This window comes from Paradesertivirga mongoliensis (assembly GCF_024436395.1).
Lineage (GTDB): Bacteria > Bacteroidota > Bacteroidia > Sphingobacteriales > Sphingobacteriaceae > Paradesertivirga > Paradesertivirga mongoliensis.
Window position 1 is genome coordinate 790953 of the sequence record NZ_JAFMZO010000003.1, and the last position, 18679, is coordinate 809631.

6 protein-coding genes are annotated in these 18679 nt (G+C 43.6%); all 6 read right to left on the reverse strand.

Annotated features, from left to right (window positions below):
• Positions 1-34: 34 nt before the first annotated feature.
• The 6 genes from J3P43_RS14760 to J3P43_RS14785 all read right to left on the reverse strand — a co-directional run bounded on the left by J3P43_RS14760 (position 35) and on the right by J3P43_RS14785 (position 18370).
• Positions 35-3253: a SusC/RagA family TonB-linked outer membrane protein gene (locus tag J3P43_RS14760; RefSeq protein WP_255903749.1), complete on the reverse strand. Its 3219-nt coding sequence runs from the start codon at positions 3251-3253 to the stop codon at positions 35-37.
• 751 nt (positions 3254-4004) lie between these two features.
• A complete protein-coding gene (locus tag J3P43_RS14765; protein WP_255903751.1) occupies positions 4005-7049 on the reverse strand; it encodes a glycoside hydrolase family 2 protein in 3045 nt (1014 codons plus the stop codon).
• A 65-nt stretch (positions 7050-7114) separates the two neighbouring features.
• Positions 7115-9592 (reverse strand): glycoside hydrolase family 95 protein, encoded by a 2478-nt coding sequence (locus tag J3P43_RS14770; RefSeq protein WP_255903753.1) that lies wholly within the window; start codon positions 9590-9592, stop codon positions 7115-7117.
• Between the two features lie 53 nt (positions 9593-9645).
• Positions 9646-12273, reverse strand: coding sequence for a glycoside hydrolase family 3 C-terminal domain-containing protein (locus J3P43_RS14775; protein ID WP_255903755.1), 2628 nt, complete (start codon positions 12271-12273; stop codon positions 9646-9648).
• 244 nt (positions 12274-12517) lie between these two features.
• Positions 12518-16915, reverse strand: coding sequence for a two-component regulator propeller domain-containing protein (locus J3P43_RS14780; protein ID WP_255903757.1), 4398 nt, complete (start codon positions 16913-16915; stop codon positions 12518-12520).
• A 342-nt stretch (positions 16916-17257) separates the two neighbouring features.
• Complete coding sequence (locus J3P43_RS14785) at positions 17258-18370, reverse strand: pectate lyase family protein (protein WP_255903759.1); 1113 nt, start codon at positions 18368-18370, stop codon at positions 17258-17260.
• Between the last annotated feature and the right edge of the window lie 309 nt (positions 18371-18679).

Here is an 18679-nt window from a genome sequence, read left to right on the forward strand (position 1 = left end):
TCTATATTTTATCTGTACCATGTACATATCTTATTTAAAATGTAACATTAAAACCTGCCATGAAACTGCGGCTTCGTGGATAACGATTATAGTCTAATCCAGGGGTAAGTGAGCCCTGAACATCCACTTCAGGGTCATAGCCCTTATACTTAGTCAATATAAACAAGTTATAACCGCTGGCGAATACCCTGAGGTTACCCACCTTGATCCGCCTCAAAGCGCTTTGCGGTAATGTGTAACCGAGAGTTAGATCCTGCAAACGCAGGAAAGAACCGTCTTCGATGAAATAAGAATGGGTTACTCTCTTTCCGATATCTACCGGACTAAAAATTTCAGCGTCGGCATTGACTTCGTGATACTGCGTAGTATAACGAGCATCACTCACCATTCTGTCGCCATAAACATCGTCGGCATAACGCCAGCGTCTGTTTTCGTTGAACTCTGGCAGGATATTATAGTAGTTATTTCTGTTGTCTATGAACGATGACAACATATAACGGGTGGCGTTATTAACATCGAATCCATACATTCCAAAGAAGTTGGCAGAAATATCAAAATTACGCCAGCCGCCTTGCAAGTTAAGGCCTCCGCTGAATTTTGGATTGGTGTTTCCAATCACCACACGGTCGTTATCGTTTACTACATTGGTTTGGCCATCTTCGTCTACGAAGTTTTTGAATTTAGGCCTTCCCGGCTGCGTTCCAAAAAGTGCATCATTATTGACAGTTCCGGCTTTAGCTACGTAGTTGAGGCCCTGCATGTCGAATTCATCAAATCTGTAAATACCATCGTATTCAAAGCCATAGATAAGCCCCAATTGATCGCCCACCTTTAACAAATAGTCGCTTTCGCTGGATTTCCATCTGTCGTTAGTAAGCCAAATTTCATTCTCCGTGCCGTTAAGCTTGTCGATACGTGTTTTGTTCTTTCCGAAGGTGAGGGTCGTATTCAGGTAAGCGTTCTGTTTTTTAACCACCTGAGCAGTAACGGCCAGATCGAATCCACGGTTGGTTACCTGACCAATGTTCTGCATTTGTTTCGCATATCCTGTAGTGTTAGGAATATTACTTTCGTAGAGCAAGTCTTTGGTGGTGTTCCAATACACCTCAGGTGTGAGGGTCAGGCGATCGTTAAACATCGAAATGTCGAAAGCCAGATTACGTGTGAGCGTGGTCTCCCATTTAATATCAGGGTTAGGAAAAACACTTCCGCCCGTATTGGTATAGTATTCTGCTCCGGTTTCATTGCTCTCTCCCCACCCTGGGCCACCTGACGGTCTAACAGCATATTGATAGCGCCACATATCGTCATCAATGCGATTATTTCCGGCAGCACCGACCGCCGCGCGTAATTTGATCTGGGAGAACAAGTCCTGGTTGGCCATAAAAGGTTCGTTTGTTACTACCCAAGCGGCTCCGACGGCTGGAAAATGCCCCCAGCGGTTTCCCGGCGCAAACTTGGTCGAGCCATCGGCCCGGTAGGTAAGCGTAAGCAGGTATTTCTTTTCAAAATCATAGTAGGCCTGTCCAAAAAACGACGAATAGCGTTCAGGCGAGCTTATTTCAGAAGTCGATCTCCATGGAATTCCCAGGCCTAAATTCCTGATCGCCCGCTCGGGATCCACATCTTTTGGAAAATAACGAGAGAGGCTTGCGCTTCCAAACTGCGAGTCGCTCCGGAGTTCCTGCCCAAGCAGGAATCTATAGCTGTGCTTAGCTTTAGACGCTGCATACTCTAAGGTATTGGTCCAACCATACCTGTTTCTTCTTTGAGTTTGAAGTTCGGTCACCGGCTTATTGTCATTACCCCGGGCAAGCGGAGTCAAATCTCCCGAAAATATATCCGTAAATCTGTATGCCATAAATTGAGTACCCAATGAATTGAAGATCAGACCAGGAGCGATTTTCCATTCAATTGAAGCCTGATTGGTAAAATCATACCCGTTTCTTCTCAAATAGTTTTGATCGATGTCTCCCTTCGGATTTGTATATACGAAAGATCGCTCATCTTCAGGATCAATGTCTTCCGCTGGAAAGTATGCAAAATCGCGGAGGCCGTTGATGGGCCGGTAGCGTAGTACATCCATAAGACCGCCGCCGCCTACTTTATCCGCCCCAGCGCCCCTGTCCTGACGATAAGAAAAGCGAGGATTGATCAGGATCTTCACTTTGTCGGAGAGGTCAAAACCTACTTTTGTATTAACAGTAGTCCGCGTAACTCCCGATCCCACAAGTACCCCATCCTCATCATGATGGGTTACACTTGTATTGAACCTTAGGGCTTGTGAGCCCCCATTTAGGGTGAGGTTATACATTTGATTGATAGGGTTCCCTCCTAAAATCTCATTCTGCCAATCATTTCCTTCAAAACGTTTATATAAGCTTAAATCCGCAGGGTTACCAAAATTGCCCCTGAATCGCTGCCGGTCTCCATTATTACCAACAACCGATTCGTACTGAATTTTCGTAAATTCATAAGGATTCATCAATTCCATTTTGCGAGCAAGCGTTCTTACTTGCGTATTGTGATTGAAAGTAATGCTTAATTTACCCGCACGTGCACGCTTGGTAGTTACTACCACTACGCCGTTCCCGCCGCGCGCACCAAAAATCGCTGTAGTAGAAGCATCTTTAAGGATATCAATACTTAAAATATCAGTCGGGGGAATATCATTGATATTATCCACAGCAAAGCCGTCAACGATAAAAAGAGGTGCATTACTTTGGGTTACAGAGGTTCCGCCGCGGATACGGATGTTAATCTCAGCACCAGGCTGTCCGTCCATAGAGGTTACCTGTACACCGGCTGCCTTTCCCTGCAATGCCTCCGCTGCCGATGACACCGGCGCGGTCGCCAGGGTTTTTCCGGAAACGGTAGAAACAGAACCTGTAAGTTCGGTTCTCTTTATGGCGGAGCCGTAACCCATACCCACAACCACAACTTCCTGCAAAGCTTCGGAATCTTCTGCCAGGGTAATGTTTACTGGCCCGTTTTCCTTCACTGAAACAGTTTGGGTAGTAAAACCTATCATCCTGATTTCCAACTGCACAGTTCCCGTCTGTGTCGTCCGGAGAACAAATTTGCCGTTTTCATCTGTACTGGTTGCCACACTGGTTCCCTTCAGCAGGACTGAAACACCGGGCATCGCATCTCCTGTCCCCTTTTCTTTCACCGTACCGGTAATTTGCCTTTCCTGTGCAAACAAGCTGAGCGAAAACCACAGCAAGAATGGGAGAAGTAGCAGTCTTTTCATAATTCAAGTAATTTAGATTTAGTAATTAAGTTGTTTGGAATTAGCGATTGGTTATAACGCTTAATAATTATTGCAGGGCCGGGTATCAATTAAATGCTGAACATCTTTATGAACCGGACTAATTTAAAAATAACTATTTTTTTTGATAATGAGGCGTCCTATCGAAGATTTTTACGAATTCTTACTCGGATTTGCTGTCCTCTAATAATTCTCAATTTTTCCGAATTATTTGTCTCCCCGAGATGAATGAAATCATCAGACCGAAGATTTGCCCCCTTACATAAAAAAGATCATTTTAAAAGCATCCCCCTCCCTGCTCTTTACGGAATGAGCTGATAAAAGTTGTTAGTAAACTTTGGTCATAAATGTTTTTTAAAAAGTTAATAAATTGGTTATGCTGTGCCAAAACGCAGCTAAGAAGGCCGTGCAGCACTCTACAAAGCTATGCTTAGCAGCTTGAATCAAGGTTTATTTTTTGGCATAAAAGGTAGAAAAATTGGTCAAATGATGAATAACGCGAATATGTGTACCACTTACTTTTCTCTGCTCAGTTATATTTCAGAGTCGATAAAATTCTTAACTAGCCCTTGAATTATTGCGAAGCATTGAACAAAATTGATATAACATTCCCCTGCAATTCTGGAAATACACAACCAAAGTTGTTCTTTTCCCGCTGCTTTAAATCAGAATAACGACTGCAAAAACTGCTGCTCCTGAAATTGTACTTAGTAACAAATCCGCATTACCATTTTTACTTACTGCCTTGCTTGATTAGGTTCAACAGAATCTGCTGCCCGACTATATTAGCCTTGTTTTGAGAAGAGTTATTGAAGGTTGCACTAGACGCATTCTCGCCGTCGCCTTCAGCCACTTTGGTAAGCTTTAAGTCTTTTATGGTGGAGAGGAGATCCAGAGCAGAAAGAATGATCTTTCCTCTTCCGTGAGGCACAACACTAAGCGCCGAATAAACCTCCGGCTTATGATCTGCAACACAGGCAACAACGGTTTCACCATTAAATAAACGCAGACCTATCCGCGCTTTGTTATAAGTTGCTAGACTCTGGTATTCCCAATTGAATACACAGTTTTGAGGCAGCCCGGCAAAGATATCGTGTTCTTTGACGAAGAAGTTCCCACCGTACCATGTTGTACCCAATTCTTTCAATCCTCTATAGTCGATTATCTCTTTACGTCCTAAAAAGGTTGCCCATTTCTCTATGTTTCCGGCTACAATCAGAGTGTTCCCTTCATTTACCCATTCGAGTATCTCGGTAACCAGGGGATTGCCGGTTTGTTGAGGATCAAAAGCGCCGGTAATCATGTACTTCCCAACAGGGCGGCCAGATCTGAATTCCTTGAAAGATTTTACGCCGGCAGATCGAAGGAAGTTTGAAATAACGCCACTGGTGTCAGCTATCATACCATCTTCGGGAATGCCCTTTGTATCTAAAGCTACGGCAAAGATCTTGTCATCTCCCGATGCGACGGTTTTGCCGGCACTCAGCAGTTTCGCAGTTACCTTAGTGTATCCTGCCTGTGAAGGAATTATCGGCAGTCCGGCAGAAAGCAGCTCGCCATAAGTGGAACCGCCAGTAACAGTAACCGGGATAGTTTTTACTACAGTCGTTTTACCATCTGCTTCGACACTCACTTCCAAAGTATGGTTGCCCTTAATGCCTGCTTCATTTACTATAAAAAAATCGACAGTTGTGGTATCGCCAAGCTGCAAAACTTTATGATTCATTTTTACCGCCACATACAAAGGCTTGGCGTAGCGCGCAATCAGCTCCGTGTCGCCTTTGGGATTCCGGTAATTATCCACGATTCCCGAATGGTTTTCGAGTTTCATACTTTCCCAGCCATTCACGGCATATCCGTCCACCTGATTGCTTATCCGTATATTTTCAATTATCCTGCCCTGATAATAGTAGGCCACATTACCCATATTTCGGGTCAGTGAATCAACATTAGGAAAGGCTTTTGAAAATCCTGGCGTATTTTTTAAAAAATCGTCGTATGCATCGTACCATTTTAAATAGGCATCAGACTCCCAACCTATTTTCTCCCCTGCTTTCAGGATCTCATCCCGAATTAGCTGAAGCCGGGGCGGCGTACCAATAGCGCCTTCCTCACCATAATACTGAATTTCGTCTTTGTGATCAAAGTACCTGAGGTAGTTTGTGGGATTTCTATACAAATTATCATGATAGGTTCCGGGGCCTCCTGCATGATGCTGATCGAACCAGCCATAATCCCGGAAGGTAAAATCGTATGGCAGAAGATGAAGCTTGAAACGCTTATCAGGTCCCATTTTGATATCGCCGTTAGAGGAGTTGTAAGTAAGGATACGCGTGGGATCGAGCTTATGAGCAGCCAGCATCTGCACACTGTCTTGTTTCTGCGGCTGGGCGCCACGCTCGTTATGCATATTATAAATAACCAACGAAGGATGGTTTCTGTCCCTTTTGATCATTCTGAAAAGCTTCTCATTTCGTGTGGCGAAATAGAAATCAGCCTGCATTTTTCCTATTGGGTCTGTAGCGTTAAATCTATCAGCCGGATATTGGTTTCCTCCTGGTTCCTCAAAATATAATAAGCCAAGTTCATCCGCATAATCAAGCACATTTTGCTGCCCTATGGTGCGGTGAAAGTTTAGCATATTCAGGCCTATCTTTTTTGCAGTTTCTATTTGTTTTCTTGCAAGCTGATCTGATGGTGCGATGCCGTTAACCGGCCAAAAGCCCCAGCTGATCGCAGTTAGTCCGACAAAGCGTTTGCCGTTCAAATAGAATTGCTTATCTCCCTCAACATCTCTCACTTCAAACCACCTGAACCCGAACCTTTGTTGATAAACATCGTTGCTTTTATCGGATCCGATCCACCTGGCAGTCAGTAAATACAGCTCAGGACTATCAGGACTCCATAGCCTAACATCATCTGCCGAAAGGCTGAACGAACTTAAACGCCCGCCTTTTCCGAACGCTGAAACCGGATATGTTTTTTCCAGGACTACCATACCACCCCCTTTTGCTTCCTTTATTTGGAGCGACAAGGTCCCTGAAACGTTTTTCCCGGTTTCATTGAACATGGTTACATCCACATCAATTTCATTGGCTTTCGGTTTATTTTTAACAAAGATGTCTTCAATAAAAACTTCGTCGGTGGCTATAAGCTTTACCCTCCCTGTTATTCCGCCAAATCCATGTGTTGGATTGGTCCGGTAGTTTCCCCACATAAAATTCTGGGAGTCGCGCCAGTCAAAATTCCCGTTAGGATCGGTAATTCTTACGGCGATTTCATTTGTACCGCCATATTTTACGGCGTCAGTAATATCCACTTTAAAGGGTGTTCCGTTGACCAGGTCATAGCCAACCAGTTTTCTATTGACAAAAACTTCAGCTCTGAAGCGCACGCTTTCAAAATTTAAGGTCAGCCGCCTTCCTTTTAATGAGGCGGGGACATTCGCGTTGGTGGTAAACCATGATACTCCCAGGTAATTACCCGACACTCCGAAGCTATTGCCATTTTCGCCCCAGAAAAACTGCTCTACTGTAGCGGGCAATGTTGTTATTACCCCATTTTCTTTCCCGAGATTTTGCCAGCCGAAGCCGGGCAGGTTTACAGGCAGACTTTTGATGCTCAGGGGCGGTGCAAACAATACATCGTTCTTCCAACCGGCTTTTGGATCTAAAATGATCTTCCACTTATTATCAGATAAATCTTGCACGTATCTTTCCTGAGCGTTTACAGACAGCAGCAAGAACGACATTATTAATATGGAGAAAAAGGATTTCATTTTTTTATGATGGCACCGACCGGGCCGTTATTTATATGGTTATGACAATTTTTTTCAATAAGGTCTTACCTCGCGATGAAAACATATTTCTTTCCGGGCTTTGTAGTAAAATCATACAAAGTCCCTTTTTCGACAGGAGCCCGATCAGGAGTTGCTTTTACTGAAATAACAGGCTTCTTTACCGATGCAGTCTGATACAGCGGGTTAGAATTCTCACCTGAAGCAAGTTTTAATGGCCGGCGGGATGCCGACACAAGTTCAGTTCCCAGTCTTAGACGGCAATTTCCGCCAATTTTAGAAGTAACTACCAATTTTGTGACCCGCGAGTCCTTCCAATCGATATCCACCACAAAACCACCTCTGGCAACCAGGCCTTTAACCGAACCGCTCGTCCAAACATCAGGAAGGGCAGGTAAGAGATGAATCGATCCGTCGTGACTTTGCAGCAGCATTTCTGCGATACCAGCAGTGCATCCGAAATTACCATCAATTTGAAAAGGGGGATGAGCATCGAACAAATTTGGGTAGGTTCCACCGTTCTGGCCTGATGTTTCTATTGGCGCAGGGCTAAGCTGATCCGAAATAAGCTTATATGCCCTGTTTCCGTCCAGCAGTCTAGCCCACCAATTTACCTTCCAACCCATCGACCATCCGGTAGATTTATCTCCGCGAAAAATGAGCGAGGTACGCGCGGCATTAAAAAGTTCAGGATTTGAAAAAGGTGAAATTTGATTGCTGGGATATAGCCCGTACAAATGCGAAATATGGCGGTGCTTGTCATCTTTACGATCCAGATCCTGCAACCATTCCTGGAGCTGACCATGCTGACCAATATGCATTGGCGGGATGCGCGAAAGGACGGTTTTGAGTGAATCAGAAAATTCTATATCAGCTTTCAGGAAGTTTGAGGCAGCAATCGCATTACTCAGAACATCAAATACCAGTTGGTTATCCATGGTAGTACCAGCAGTCATAGACACTCCCGGCTGATGCGAGTTTTCGGGAGACATGGAAGGAGATACCACCAGCCATTTATTCACAGGCTCTTCCTGAAGGACATCTTTGTAAAACATCGCTGCTCCTTTTAAAACAGGATAATACTGCTCTAAAAAAGTTTTGTCGCCGCTGTAAAGGAAATGTTGCCAGATATGCTGGCTCAGCCATGCGCCGCCCATTGGCCACATGCCGTAAAATGCGCCATCAACCGGCCCTGTAATGCGCCACAGATCGGTATTATGGTGGGCCATCCAGCCTCTCGCCCTGTACATTTTCAAGGCACTTTCCTGGCCTGTTTCTGAAAGATCTTTGATCATTGAAAACAGAGGCCGGTGCATTTCGGGCAGATTAGTGATCTCGGCCGGCCAATAGTTCATTTCGGTATTGATGTTGATGGTATACTTACTATCCCATGGAGGGCTTAGCTTATCATTCCACTTTCCCTGAAGGTTAGCCGGCTGGCTACCGGGCATCGAACTGGAGATAAGCAAATACCTGCCAAACTGAAAATACAGGTTAACCAGGCCCGGGTCGCCGCCCGAAGAGAAGCTTTTTACCCTTTGATCGGTGGGCTTATTCACTATTCCCCTGGTATCCAATTTGAAGGAAACCCTGTCGAAATATTTTCTGTATTCTTTTGTATGTGCACGTTTCAGCCGTGAATAACTCTTCCCTTTTAAGGCCTTAATATGCCCAAGCACCCTATCATAAGCATTGGCACTAAGATCTTTATAGCTGACAAAATTGGTTGCAATAGAAATAAATACTGTGGCGGAATTTGCACCCTGCAACTTCAAAGTATCTTTAGAAAAAGAAGTCTTCCCGCCTTCGGAAATGAGGTGAAGAAGTGCGTTAAATCTTACCCTGCCGGTTTTATTGTCAACGCTGCTGGTGGTTCCCGTTAAGGATACCATACCGCCGGACGGTGCTGACGCAGCTGACTTGTGGGGACTGTTCATGCCCGCCGCCAGGTTAATCATGCGGGGCTTATCAGCAGTCAGCCTCACGATAATCACGTTATCAGTAAGAGAAGCGAGTATCTCTCTTTTAAATGTCACGCCTTTTACTTTATAAGAAACCGAAGCTATAGCGTTCTCAATGTCCAGATCACGATAGTACGATTCGGCGCTGGTGTGTCCTGGAAAGTTCAAAAACAAATCGCCAACAGGCTGATACTGCATTCCATAATTATTTCCGGCGGCTGCCGCCCGTGGAATCTTTGATAAGCCGAGATCATGTGCTTCTTTATGTCTTCCCTGGAAAATGAGGGATCGCATCTCTTTTATCGATGGGTATAAATTATCCACGACATTGTTACCCGGCTCACCAGCCCACACCGTCTCTTCGTTGAGCTGAATGCGCTCATTAGACGGATCTCCAAAGATCATCGCCGCCAGGCGTCCATTTCCTATTGGCAATGCTTCGTTCCAATTTGAGGCGGGCTTGTCGTACCAGAGCTTTAAATAATTTTGGGCATGCAATAATGACGTTGAAAATAAGAGCAGTACTATAGTGAGTAAAATTCTTCTTTGTGAGTATTTAGGCATTGATATCGCTTTTTAAATTATATCGTGGTTATATATATTGATTAAAATGTCGATCAGTTAATACTGATCATTTTCTTTATAATGTTTCCGCTCGTTTTATTCGGTTCATCGGGCTGACTTCCGCCAAGACTTATCCCAACCTTTCCCCTGATCAGCTCGGTTTTACCGGTTGTGGTAACATACGACAAGTCACCGGGCAACAAAGTGAACTTTACAATCTTACTTTCCCCCGATTTTAAATTTATACGCTCGAAACCTTTCAGCGCTTTAATGGCTGTTTTCACCGAATTGTTCTGATTTACAATATATAACTGAACAACCTCATCGCCTGCCATTTTTCCCTTATTAGTTATTCTCACCGATACAGATACATTCTTTCCCCTGCCCACAACCGGAGCAACAATTAAGTTATCATAATAAAAAGTAGAATAACTTAAGCCGTACCCAAATCCATACAGGGGCTTACCTTTGAAATACCGGTACGTTCGGTTGTCCATTTTATAATCAACAAAAGATGCCAGGTCATTGTCGCTTTTGTAAAAAGTGACCGGTAGTCTGCCGGAAGGATTATAATCGCCGAAGAGTATGTCCGCCACAGCAGTTCCTGCCGATTGCCCTCCATACCAGGCGTTAAGAATTGCCGGTATATTTTCCGATTCCCATGGCATTGCGATGGCACTACCGGTCATCATCACAAAAACTACGGGCTTTCCGGTAGATTTCAACGCCTTCATGAGTTCAGTTTGGATTGAAGGAAGCAAGATTGAGGTACGGTCGCCGCCGGCGAAACCGGGTTCGTCTACTCGCATTGATTCTCCTTCTAACTGGGGTGAGATTCCGCCAGCAAAGATAAAAGCGTCTGCATCCGAATGCCTTCTGACTAAATCATTGAAGTCGGTTTTAACATAGTGCCCTACATTAAATTTTAAATGAGCGTTGCCTTCTCCCTGCCAGAACTCAATCACCAAATTATAGGTCGAATCTTTTTTCGCTTTAAGGTTGTAGCGTTTCAATTCTCTTTTCTTAGTTGTCCAATCGTCGATAACTATGGTTCCATTTAAGATAAGGCGATATCCATTATCCGCGTCGATTTCAAGAGCAAGATTGCGATCATCAGTTGCTTTGAAAGTTGTGCTATAACGTGCCGAGAAATCATTAGCGATGATATTACCTGTTACCGTCTGACCTTCCTGCCAGATATGGTTCAAAACAGTTTCTGTACGAACAGCAAGGGGCTGCCCTTTAAGCCCAGTATTATCATAATATTCGGCCTTGAACCCCTGCTTACCTTCATTAGTAAACTGCTTGCTTACATCCTCATAATTTAAAAGATCATTATTCGTAAAGTTCACCGCTTTTTCATAGATCACCTCTGTATTGGCGCCTACCTTGTCTTTAATTCCCTGCAAAACGGTGTACAGTCTGGATGGATTTCCATTATAGTTACCAAGGATTGAAACTTTGTTGTCTGCATTCGGGCCCAGAACCACAATTTTACGTAAGCCCTTACTCAAAGGAAGAACCTTATCGTTCTTTAGCAAGACCATCGACTGTTGAGCCATCTGCAATGCGTGCTCCCTATGCCGGGCATCTTCCAATATAGAAGTTGGAGTTTGAGCGTATTTAACGATTGAAACGGGATCAAATAATCCCAGCTGGAATCTTATCATAAACAAGCGTTTTACCGACACATCAATTTGCTGCTCGCTTATTTTATTTTCTTTAACGCCCTGTACTAAAGAGAGGTAAGCACCCTTTCCGCATTCCACGTCCGTTCCGTGAAGAACAGCGTCAACCGAAGCTGACACCGCATCCGGATGAGTTTTATGCTTGGTAAAAAAATCTTCAATGCCGGCACAATCCGAGGTTACGTACCCGGTAAACTTCCAGTCTTTGCGAAGAATATCGTTCATTAAAATATCACTTGCACAGCAAGGTTGGGTGCGAAAAGCGTTGTATGCACACATTACTCCCGCCACTTTCGAGTCAACCACCAATTTTTGAAAAGCCGGCAGATAAGTATCCCACAGATCATATGCGGAAACATCTATATCAAAATGATGACGGAGAGGTTCAGGGCCGCTATGTACGGCATAGTGTTTCGCGCAAGCAGCTGCCTTCAGATATTTAGGGTCATCTCCCTGCAAGCCTCTTACAAATGCATCACCAAGCACCGATGTAAGATACGGGTCTTCACCGTAAGTTTCCTGGCCTCTTCCCCAGCGCGGATCGCGGAAAATATTAATATTGGGAGTCCAGTATGTAAGCCCCTGATATCTCTTACCCGCCACACCCGATTCCATTGCTTTGTTGTACACGGCTCTTCCTTCAAGGGCCGAATAATCAGCCATATTATAAAGTGCCTGAGCATTGAATGTAGCAGCCATGGCAATAGCCTGCGGGAAAACGGTAGTATTATAAGGAGTCCGGGCAACACCATGAAGCACCTCATTCCACCAATCATACGCCGGAATACCTAGTCGCGGGATTGCCGGTGCAGAGTTTAACATTTGAGCAACTTTCTCTTCGAGCGTTAGGCGGCTCACTAAATCATTCACCCGCTGGTCGAAACTTAATTTGTGATTCTGAAAGGGATATTGGTTAGTTTGCGCATTCGATACAACAGGAATAAATAATAAGCCTAAAACGCTGAGAATGGCAGAAATTGCTTTAATCTTCATCAATGTAAAAAAGAATGGATGTTGGGTGTTCAGAGTAGATCAGTTTCCACGAACATTTTAAAATCGGTTAATAATTTCAGCTACGTTAACTTTGTATTAAATCGTCGTTGCTACGCAAACCTAAGCGCCGGTGCAGAAAAAAAGGTTTAAAAATTAATCAAACAAGTCAAAAAACAAGTAATTTGAACAGGTAGCTAACTTTGTTACAAAGGATATCGGATATTGATTAGCAGATCAAGACCATTTAGTTAATCTTTGCCGTAACCCCATTTAATTCTTTGATGTATTCGGTAGGTTTCTGATGGAATTTTGCCTTGAAACAGGTGCTGAAATACTTAGGGTCGTTAAAACCGACCGAGTAAGCAACCGTTGACACATTCTTTTCGCCGAGGTCAAACAGCTTTCTGGCGCGGTTCAACCTTGTCTCTCTGACAAATTCTACCGGCGCCGAATTGGTGAGGCTTTTAAATTTCTTAAAAAACGCCGACCGGCTCATTCCAACGGATTCGGCTACATCGTCGATATTAAAATCCGAATCGCCGAGCCGCTCATCAACAATCTTTATTATCCTCTCTAAAAATTGCTGATCGTGAGATGTTATAACGATGTCGGGAGAGCTTATTTCACTTATATTTTTACCTGCTAAAAGAGATTGGAAAAGTTTCTTCCGTTGCGATATCAAACTTTGGATCACCGTCTGCAGCAAATCCATCTGGAATGGCTTACTGATATAATAATCAGCTCCGTACCTAAGGGCTTCGATCTGACTTTGCACGGAAAACTTTGCCGTCAACAATACCACCGGAATGTGACTGGTGGAAATATCATTTTTCAGAGCATCAAGCATTTGGATCCCATCCAGTTTGGGCATCATAATGTCTGATAAAACAAGATCAGGTAGCAACTCCTTGGCTTTGTGCAAGCCTTCTTCCCCGTCTTTAGCGGTGTGAACGTTATAATGATCAAGCAGCTTGTTGGCCAGGAAGGTCCGGAGTTCATCATTATCTTCAACCAGTAAAACCGAAGGCCGGCCAGTTACGTTTGAATCCAAAGGCGGTTGAAATACCTCTATCGATTGATTTACAAGATTCCGCTCGTTTTCCCGAACCGGCGAAAGAGTTGCGAAATGGGAATTTGCCGGATTAAAATGTTCTTTACCCAGTAACATCTCAACTACCACGCTAAGTCCCTGGGGCGAATTGCTTTTAGCGTAGATCTTTCCGCTATGGAGTTCTACCAGTTCCTTTGAAAGGGCAAGGCCTATACCAGTGCCCTTGGTAGGTTTTGACGGACCATTCAGTCCTTCGTAATACAACTCAAATATTTTATCCAGTTCATCTTCAGGCACTCCAATCCCTTCATCGACAACTTCCAGCCTGAGTGTATTGTCGCTTAATTCTTCAGTTATATTAATTTGAATGTTTCCGTTATCCGGAGAAAACTTGATTGCATTAGCCAGCAGATTGTAAATTACGATATCCAGCTTCTCCACATCAACCCAAAGCAGCAGTTCCGGCAGGTTTGAACGAACGCTCACTGATATTTTCCTTGTAGTAAGAGATTCCTCAAAGTACTCGATAACCCCTTTGGTGAAGGAAACAACGTCGATCTGGCTTATTTTCAAGAGCGCTTTTCCGCTCTGTGCTTTTCTCAGATCGAGCACCTGGTTAACCAGCCGAACCATCCGCCGGGCATTCTTAATAACCACATTTATATATTCAGTCCCTTTTACAGATAACCTTTCGCTTTGTAAAATCTCCTCGGCGGGATTAACAATCAAAGTAAGAGGAGTTCTTAATTCATGCGAAACCTGTGTAAAGAAGTTTAATTTCAGATCAGCTAAACGTCTTTCAATGGCTATCCCCTGTCTTAATCTTAACATAGTGAGGGCCACTCTCTTTGCAATTAAAAGCACTACGCCCGCTACAAATATGTAGAAGAGGTAAGCCCACCATGTTTTCCAGGGCGGGGGTAGAATAGATATAGCTAACGACTTTTGAGGAATCTCGCTGTAAAGATACTCTGTCTGGCTCCTTACCTCAAACACATACTTTCCAGGCGGCAAATTAGTATATGTTGCTCTCCGTTGGCCGTTATTCACCTGCCAGGCTTCTTCAAAACCCTTCAGGCGGTAAACATAGGTATCCTTGTTCTGTAAGCGATAATCCAACACGGCAAAGTCTATACTGATGGTGTTTTCGTCGTGCTTCAGTTCTACTTCCGAACCGTTATTAGTACCGGGGTTGGGAGGCAGGAACTTTCCAGGGACAACATCGACGTTGTTAACTTTGAACGCGGTCAAAGCCAGATTAACACTAATTTTTTGTGTTCCGATTTTTTTTGGATCAAAAGACCAGTAACCCTCCAGCGAGCCAAACACCAGCTCTCCGCTTCTTAATCTGGTAACACTTCCTTCAGAGAATGCAACGTCAGACAGCCCATCATACAAGCCAAAGTTCTGGAACTTTTTCTCGGCAACAATAAACTTAGAGAGGCCGTTTTGTGTAGCTAGCCAAAAATTACCGCTCTTGTCCTCTATGCAGCTTAAAACATAATCGCTCGGAAGGCCGTTTTTGGTTGAGTAATTTTCAAACGTAATTCTACCTGATGCACCGTGTACGATAGCTCTGTTGAGACCTCCGGATGCGGTACATACCCACATTCTATTTCGGGAATCCCGATATATATACTGTACATCATCGCCTCCAAGGCTATTAATATTTCCCGGCTCTTTTTTATGTACAACAAACTTATAAGTATCGGGCGATCCAAGATCGGGATCAAAAACTATTAATCCTTCGGTGGTGGCCACCCAGATCTTCCCGCTTGCGTCCTCAGCAATGTGCCGTACTTTATTATAATTCCCTTTGGGATAATTTTTAAATGAAGTTTGCGTGGTTATAAATTCTGTTTTGTCTCCTCGTTCATCTATAAGAATTAAACCGTCGCCGTAAGAACCTGCCCATATCCTGCCCTTACTGTCTTCCAAAACAGTATAAACCATGGTAGTATTTAAGGAGCGGGGATTTGAATCGCTTTTTACAAAATGACTTAGTTTATACCGGCTTTTCTCCTCATTTAAAGGCTCTGCCTTATATAAGCCGTTATCTTTGGTGCCCAGCCAGATCCTCCCTTTCCTGTCTTCAACTATGCAATATGCCCCTTGCCCGGTTTCGGGCTTCGAGTCAAACAGATCGTTCAGCACTTTTCCGTTATCGATGACGAAAATCCCGCCCGACTTTGTTCCAATCCACAGTCGGTTTTTACGATCTGCCAACACACTTCTAACTTCATTACTTGACCTGTTAAAACTGCTATTCCTGAGAATGCTCTGCTTGAAATCGCTTCTCTGAAATACAATCTTTTCAAGCCCCCGGGCATCTGTACTCAACCATAATACGCCCGTAGGATCGTAATAAAGAGCAGTAACAGAATTTGAAAAACGGCTGTATGGGTTGCGTGGTTCGTTATAAAAATACTCTACTTCATCCTTTTTTCTATCGTAGTAGCCGAAGCCGCAGCCCTTCATATAGGTCCAAACGGTGCCTTCCTTATCTTCAAAAACCTTATAATCTTCCGGAATATGCAAATAATTACTCAGGTTTTTCTGCGTAAAATACCGGTATCGACCGCTTTTGGGCTCTAGTTTATATACACCTATTATTGCAGGCTCTATCCACAGTAAACCCGAACGGTCTTCATAAATAGAAAATAAAGGTTCTCCCTTGTTTATCTGAGTAGCGGCTAGTTTACTGCCGTCTGCAGCGATAGAAATAACTGCGCCAGTTGCCGTGGTGCAATAGATTTTGTTACTCCTTGCGGAAATATGCACATTATTGAGGGCCGCTTTACTTACTTTATACTTACGGAGGGTATTTGAATTCTTTTTGTAATCAAGCAAGTATCCACTTGAGGTAGTAAACCAAAGGTCGTTGCCACTTTCGTCTGCATGAGTATACACCAACCCCTTGAAGCGATTATCTGCTACAGCCCGGTAACTTTTATCAGCCTGTCTGGCGATACGAACCAATCCTCTTGACGTGCCCAGCCAGGCATTTTTTGATTTATCAAGATGAAAAAAAAGAATATCGTTTGAAGGCAACTGAAAACCATGCTTCAGTCCTTTTGCAAATCTTACCACCGATGGAGTTTGACTTGCACTGTTCTTAATCAGAAAAAGTCCCTGATCCACACTTTTCAACCAGACACCTTCATCACCCACCTGCAAAATCTTACTGAAAAGAATAGCTTCTGTTCCTTTAACATTAAGAAGATCTGAAATCGCTAAAAACTCCTCGGACCGCTTATCAAACCTGTAAATCTGGCTATCATAAGCCCTTAGCCAGATAAAACCCGCTTTGTCATCAACTATTTCATAAACCCTGTTGCTTCGTAAACTTGAATTATCTCCGGGATAAGATTTGAAATTAACGAAATTATGCCCGTCAAACCGGCTGATGCCAGCCCATGAACCAATCCATATATATCCTTCATTATCTTTAATGATAGAGCGAATGCGGTTGTCGGGAAGTCCGTCGCTTGTAGAATAATGACTTATAATACTTTTAACCTGGGATTGTGCGCTTAAGCCCCAGAGCATAAAAAAAAGAAATCCGCCCCTTTTTAAAATCCCAAAAATCATCTCTTTATACTGCCCTTTACTTCTAACATAAAGATATTAGAAAATTTTATTGTCCTGTAATTCCCTCTGGGATAAAACCCAGGGCTCGTTCATCTTCTAATGGTAATTTAGCCTATTTTAGGGAGAAATCAAATATATAAAGAAACCGGACTTCGCCCGTTATTCTGCGGGCTAAATAAATTATCGAATGAAAATCAGGTTATTTAAATAGATTCCGGCTATCCGGATTGAAAAGAACCAACAGACTTATTCCTAAGAACGCAATATTCTGCCGGGCAGGTAAAATTAAAAGCTCCCGTTGATGGTGTCAACGGGAGCTTTTAAGAGGCGATCTACGCTCAATCAAATTCCATTACAGGTATTGCCTGATAAAGTTGCACCCGCCCCGGTTGATGAGGTAACTGCAGATTTCACGCTTGAAGCAGAAAGTATTGAAATACTGTAAGGAGGGATAAATGCATTTACGCCATTACCCGCTGTATTGCCGCTAACATTAGTAAAAATATTATTCCTTACCTGAACTGCCGTCGACCTGTTATCCATCCGGTCTATAGGATTCTTTACATTTTCAAACACATTGGATTCTACTAACAGATTGGCTTCAAATCCGGCCTGCACACAATAACTGCTCGCCGTGCTGTTAAAGTAACTGTTAACGATATGAACTTTTCCGAATCTTACCCGCGGCATACGAGCTTTACAGCCCGGCGCCCACCAGCATTTCGAAAATGTGATCTGTAGTTTGCCCCGGTCGGCAATGGCATCATCTCCGGAACCAATTAAGTTCGAAAACCTGTGATCATCAGATCCACCCGGTCCATCAGGCCTTGGCGCTTTCAGGTATGTGAATTTGGTCCAGGATACGGTGATGAAATCTGAAGTATTTTTAATATCAAGATTGCCATCGACACCGTCTCTGAACTCGCAATGGTCAACCCAGATATTCTTGCAAGCGTCGATGGTTAGATTATCCTTCCCGTCTACATCGTACGCACCAGGCCCCTCAAAAATGAGGTTTTTGATAATGACGTTCGTCAGTCGTTTCATGTACAGGATCCCTGATCCCGAGGCGGTCTGATCTGTAGAAACCAGCTTTGCTCCCCTTGACCCAAAAATGGTTTTATTGGTCTGATCCTGGAAAGAGATTCCACCGCCCGAAGGTATGGCAATGGTTCCGTTTACCTGGATGACTTTAACGCTGGTGTTAAGGATCGCCGATTTCAAAGCCGAATAGCTCGTTACCACTGTCGGAGTAACATCGCCGCCCCCCCAGGTTCCGCCGTTTCGCGATGCCCAGCCTTGTGCGGAACAGGCCAGTACGGAAGCTGAATTTTTTCTGGACGTTTGAGTTTCTGTTCCGGCAGCAGAATTTACATCTACCCCTTTTTTGCAACTTAACAGAATACTTAGCATTGCAACAGCAATAGCCGACATACGAATTAGTTTTGTTTTCATTTTTGTTTGGTTTTTTTGGTTAATTATTGGGTTTGTTTTTTCATATATTTTATTGCCCAGGCATATTGCCCGACCAGCACTTGCGGTAAAATACAGCGTATTGATCATGCTCATCACTCAGTAAGGCGGTAGTTCATCGCAGCAGAATTTCACTGCTTTCAAATGTTTTTCTTTTTGGTTTCAGGTATAATGTGGCAGCAGTAATGCGCAATATGCGAACACACTGGGACCCAAAGGTTTAAAAAAAGATATAAAAGGTCAAATTTTTGATAAAGCGCTTCGAAAAATCAGACAATAACTCTCGGTATT

Excerpts from the sequence above, each read along its gene's own strand:
- J3P43_RS14760 (WP_255903749.1), bottom strand. The coding sequence starts at position 3,253 with ATGAAAAGACTGCTACTTCTCCCATTCTTGCTGTGGTTTTCGCTCAGC.
- J3P43_RS14765 (WP_255903751.1), bottom strand. The coding sequence starts at position 7,049 with ATGAAATCCTTTTTCTCCATATTAATAATGTCGTTCTTGCTGCTGTCT.
- J3P43_RS14770 (WP_255903753.1), bottom strand. The coding sequence starts at position 9,592 with ATGCCTAAATACTCACAAAGAAGAATTTTACTCACTATAGTACTGCTC.
- J3P43_RS14775 (WP_255903755.1), bottom strand. The coding sequence starts at position 12,273 with ATGAAGATTAAAGCAATTTCTGCCATTCTCAGCGTTTTAGGCTTATTA.
- J3P43_RS14780 (WP_255903757.1), bottom strand. The coding sequence starts at position 16,915 with ATGATTTTTGGGATTTTAAAAAGGGGCGGATTTCTTTTTTTTATGCTC.
- J3P43_RS14785 (WP_255903759.1), bottom strand. The coding sequence starts at position 18,370 with ATGAAAACAAAACTAATTCGTATGTCGGCTATTGCTGTTGCAATGCTA.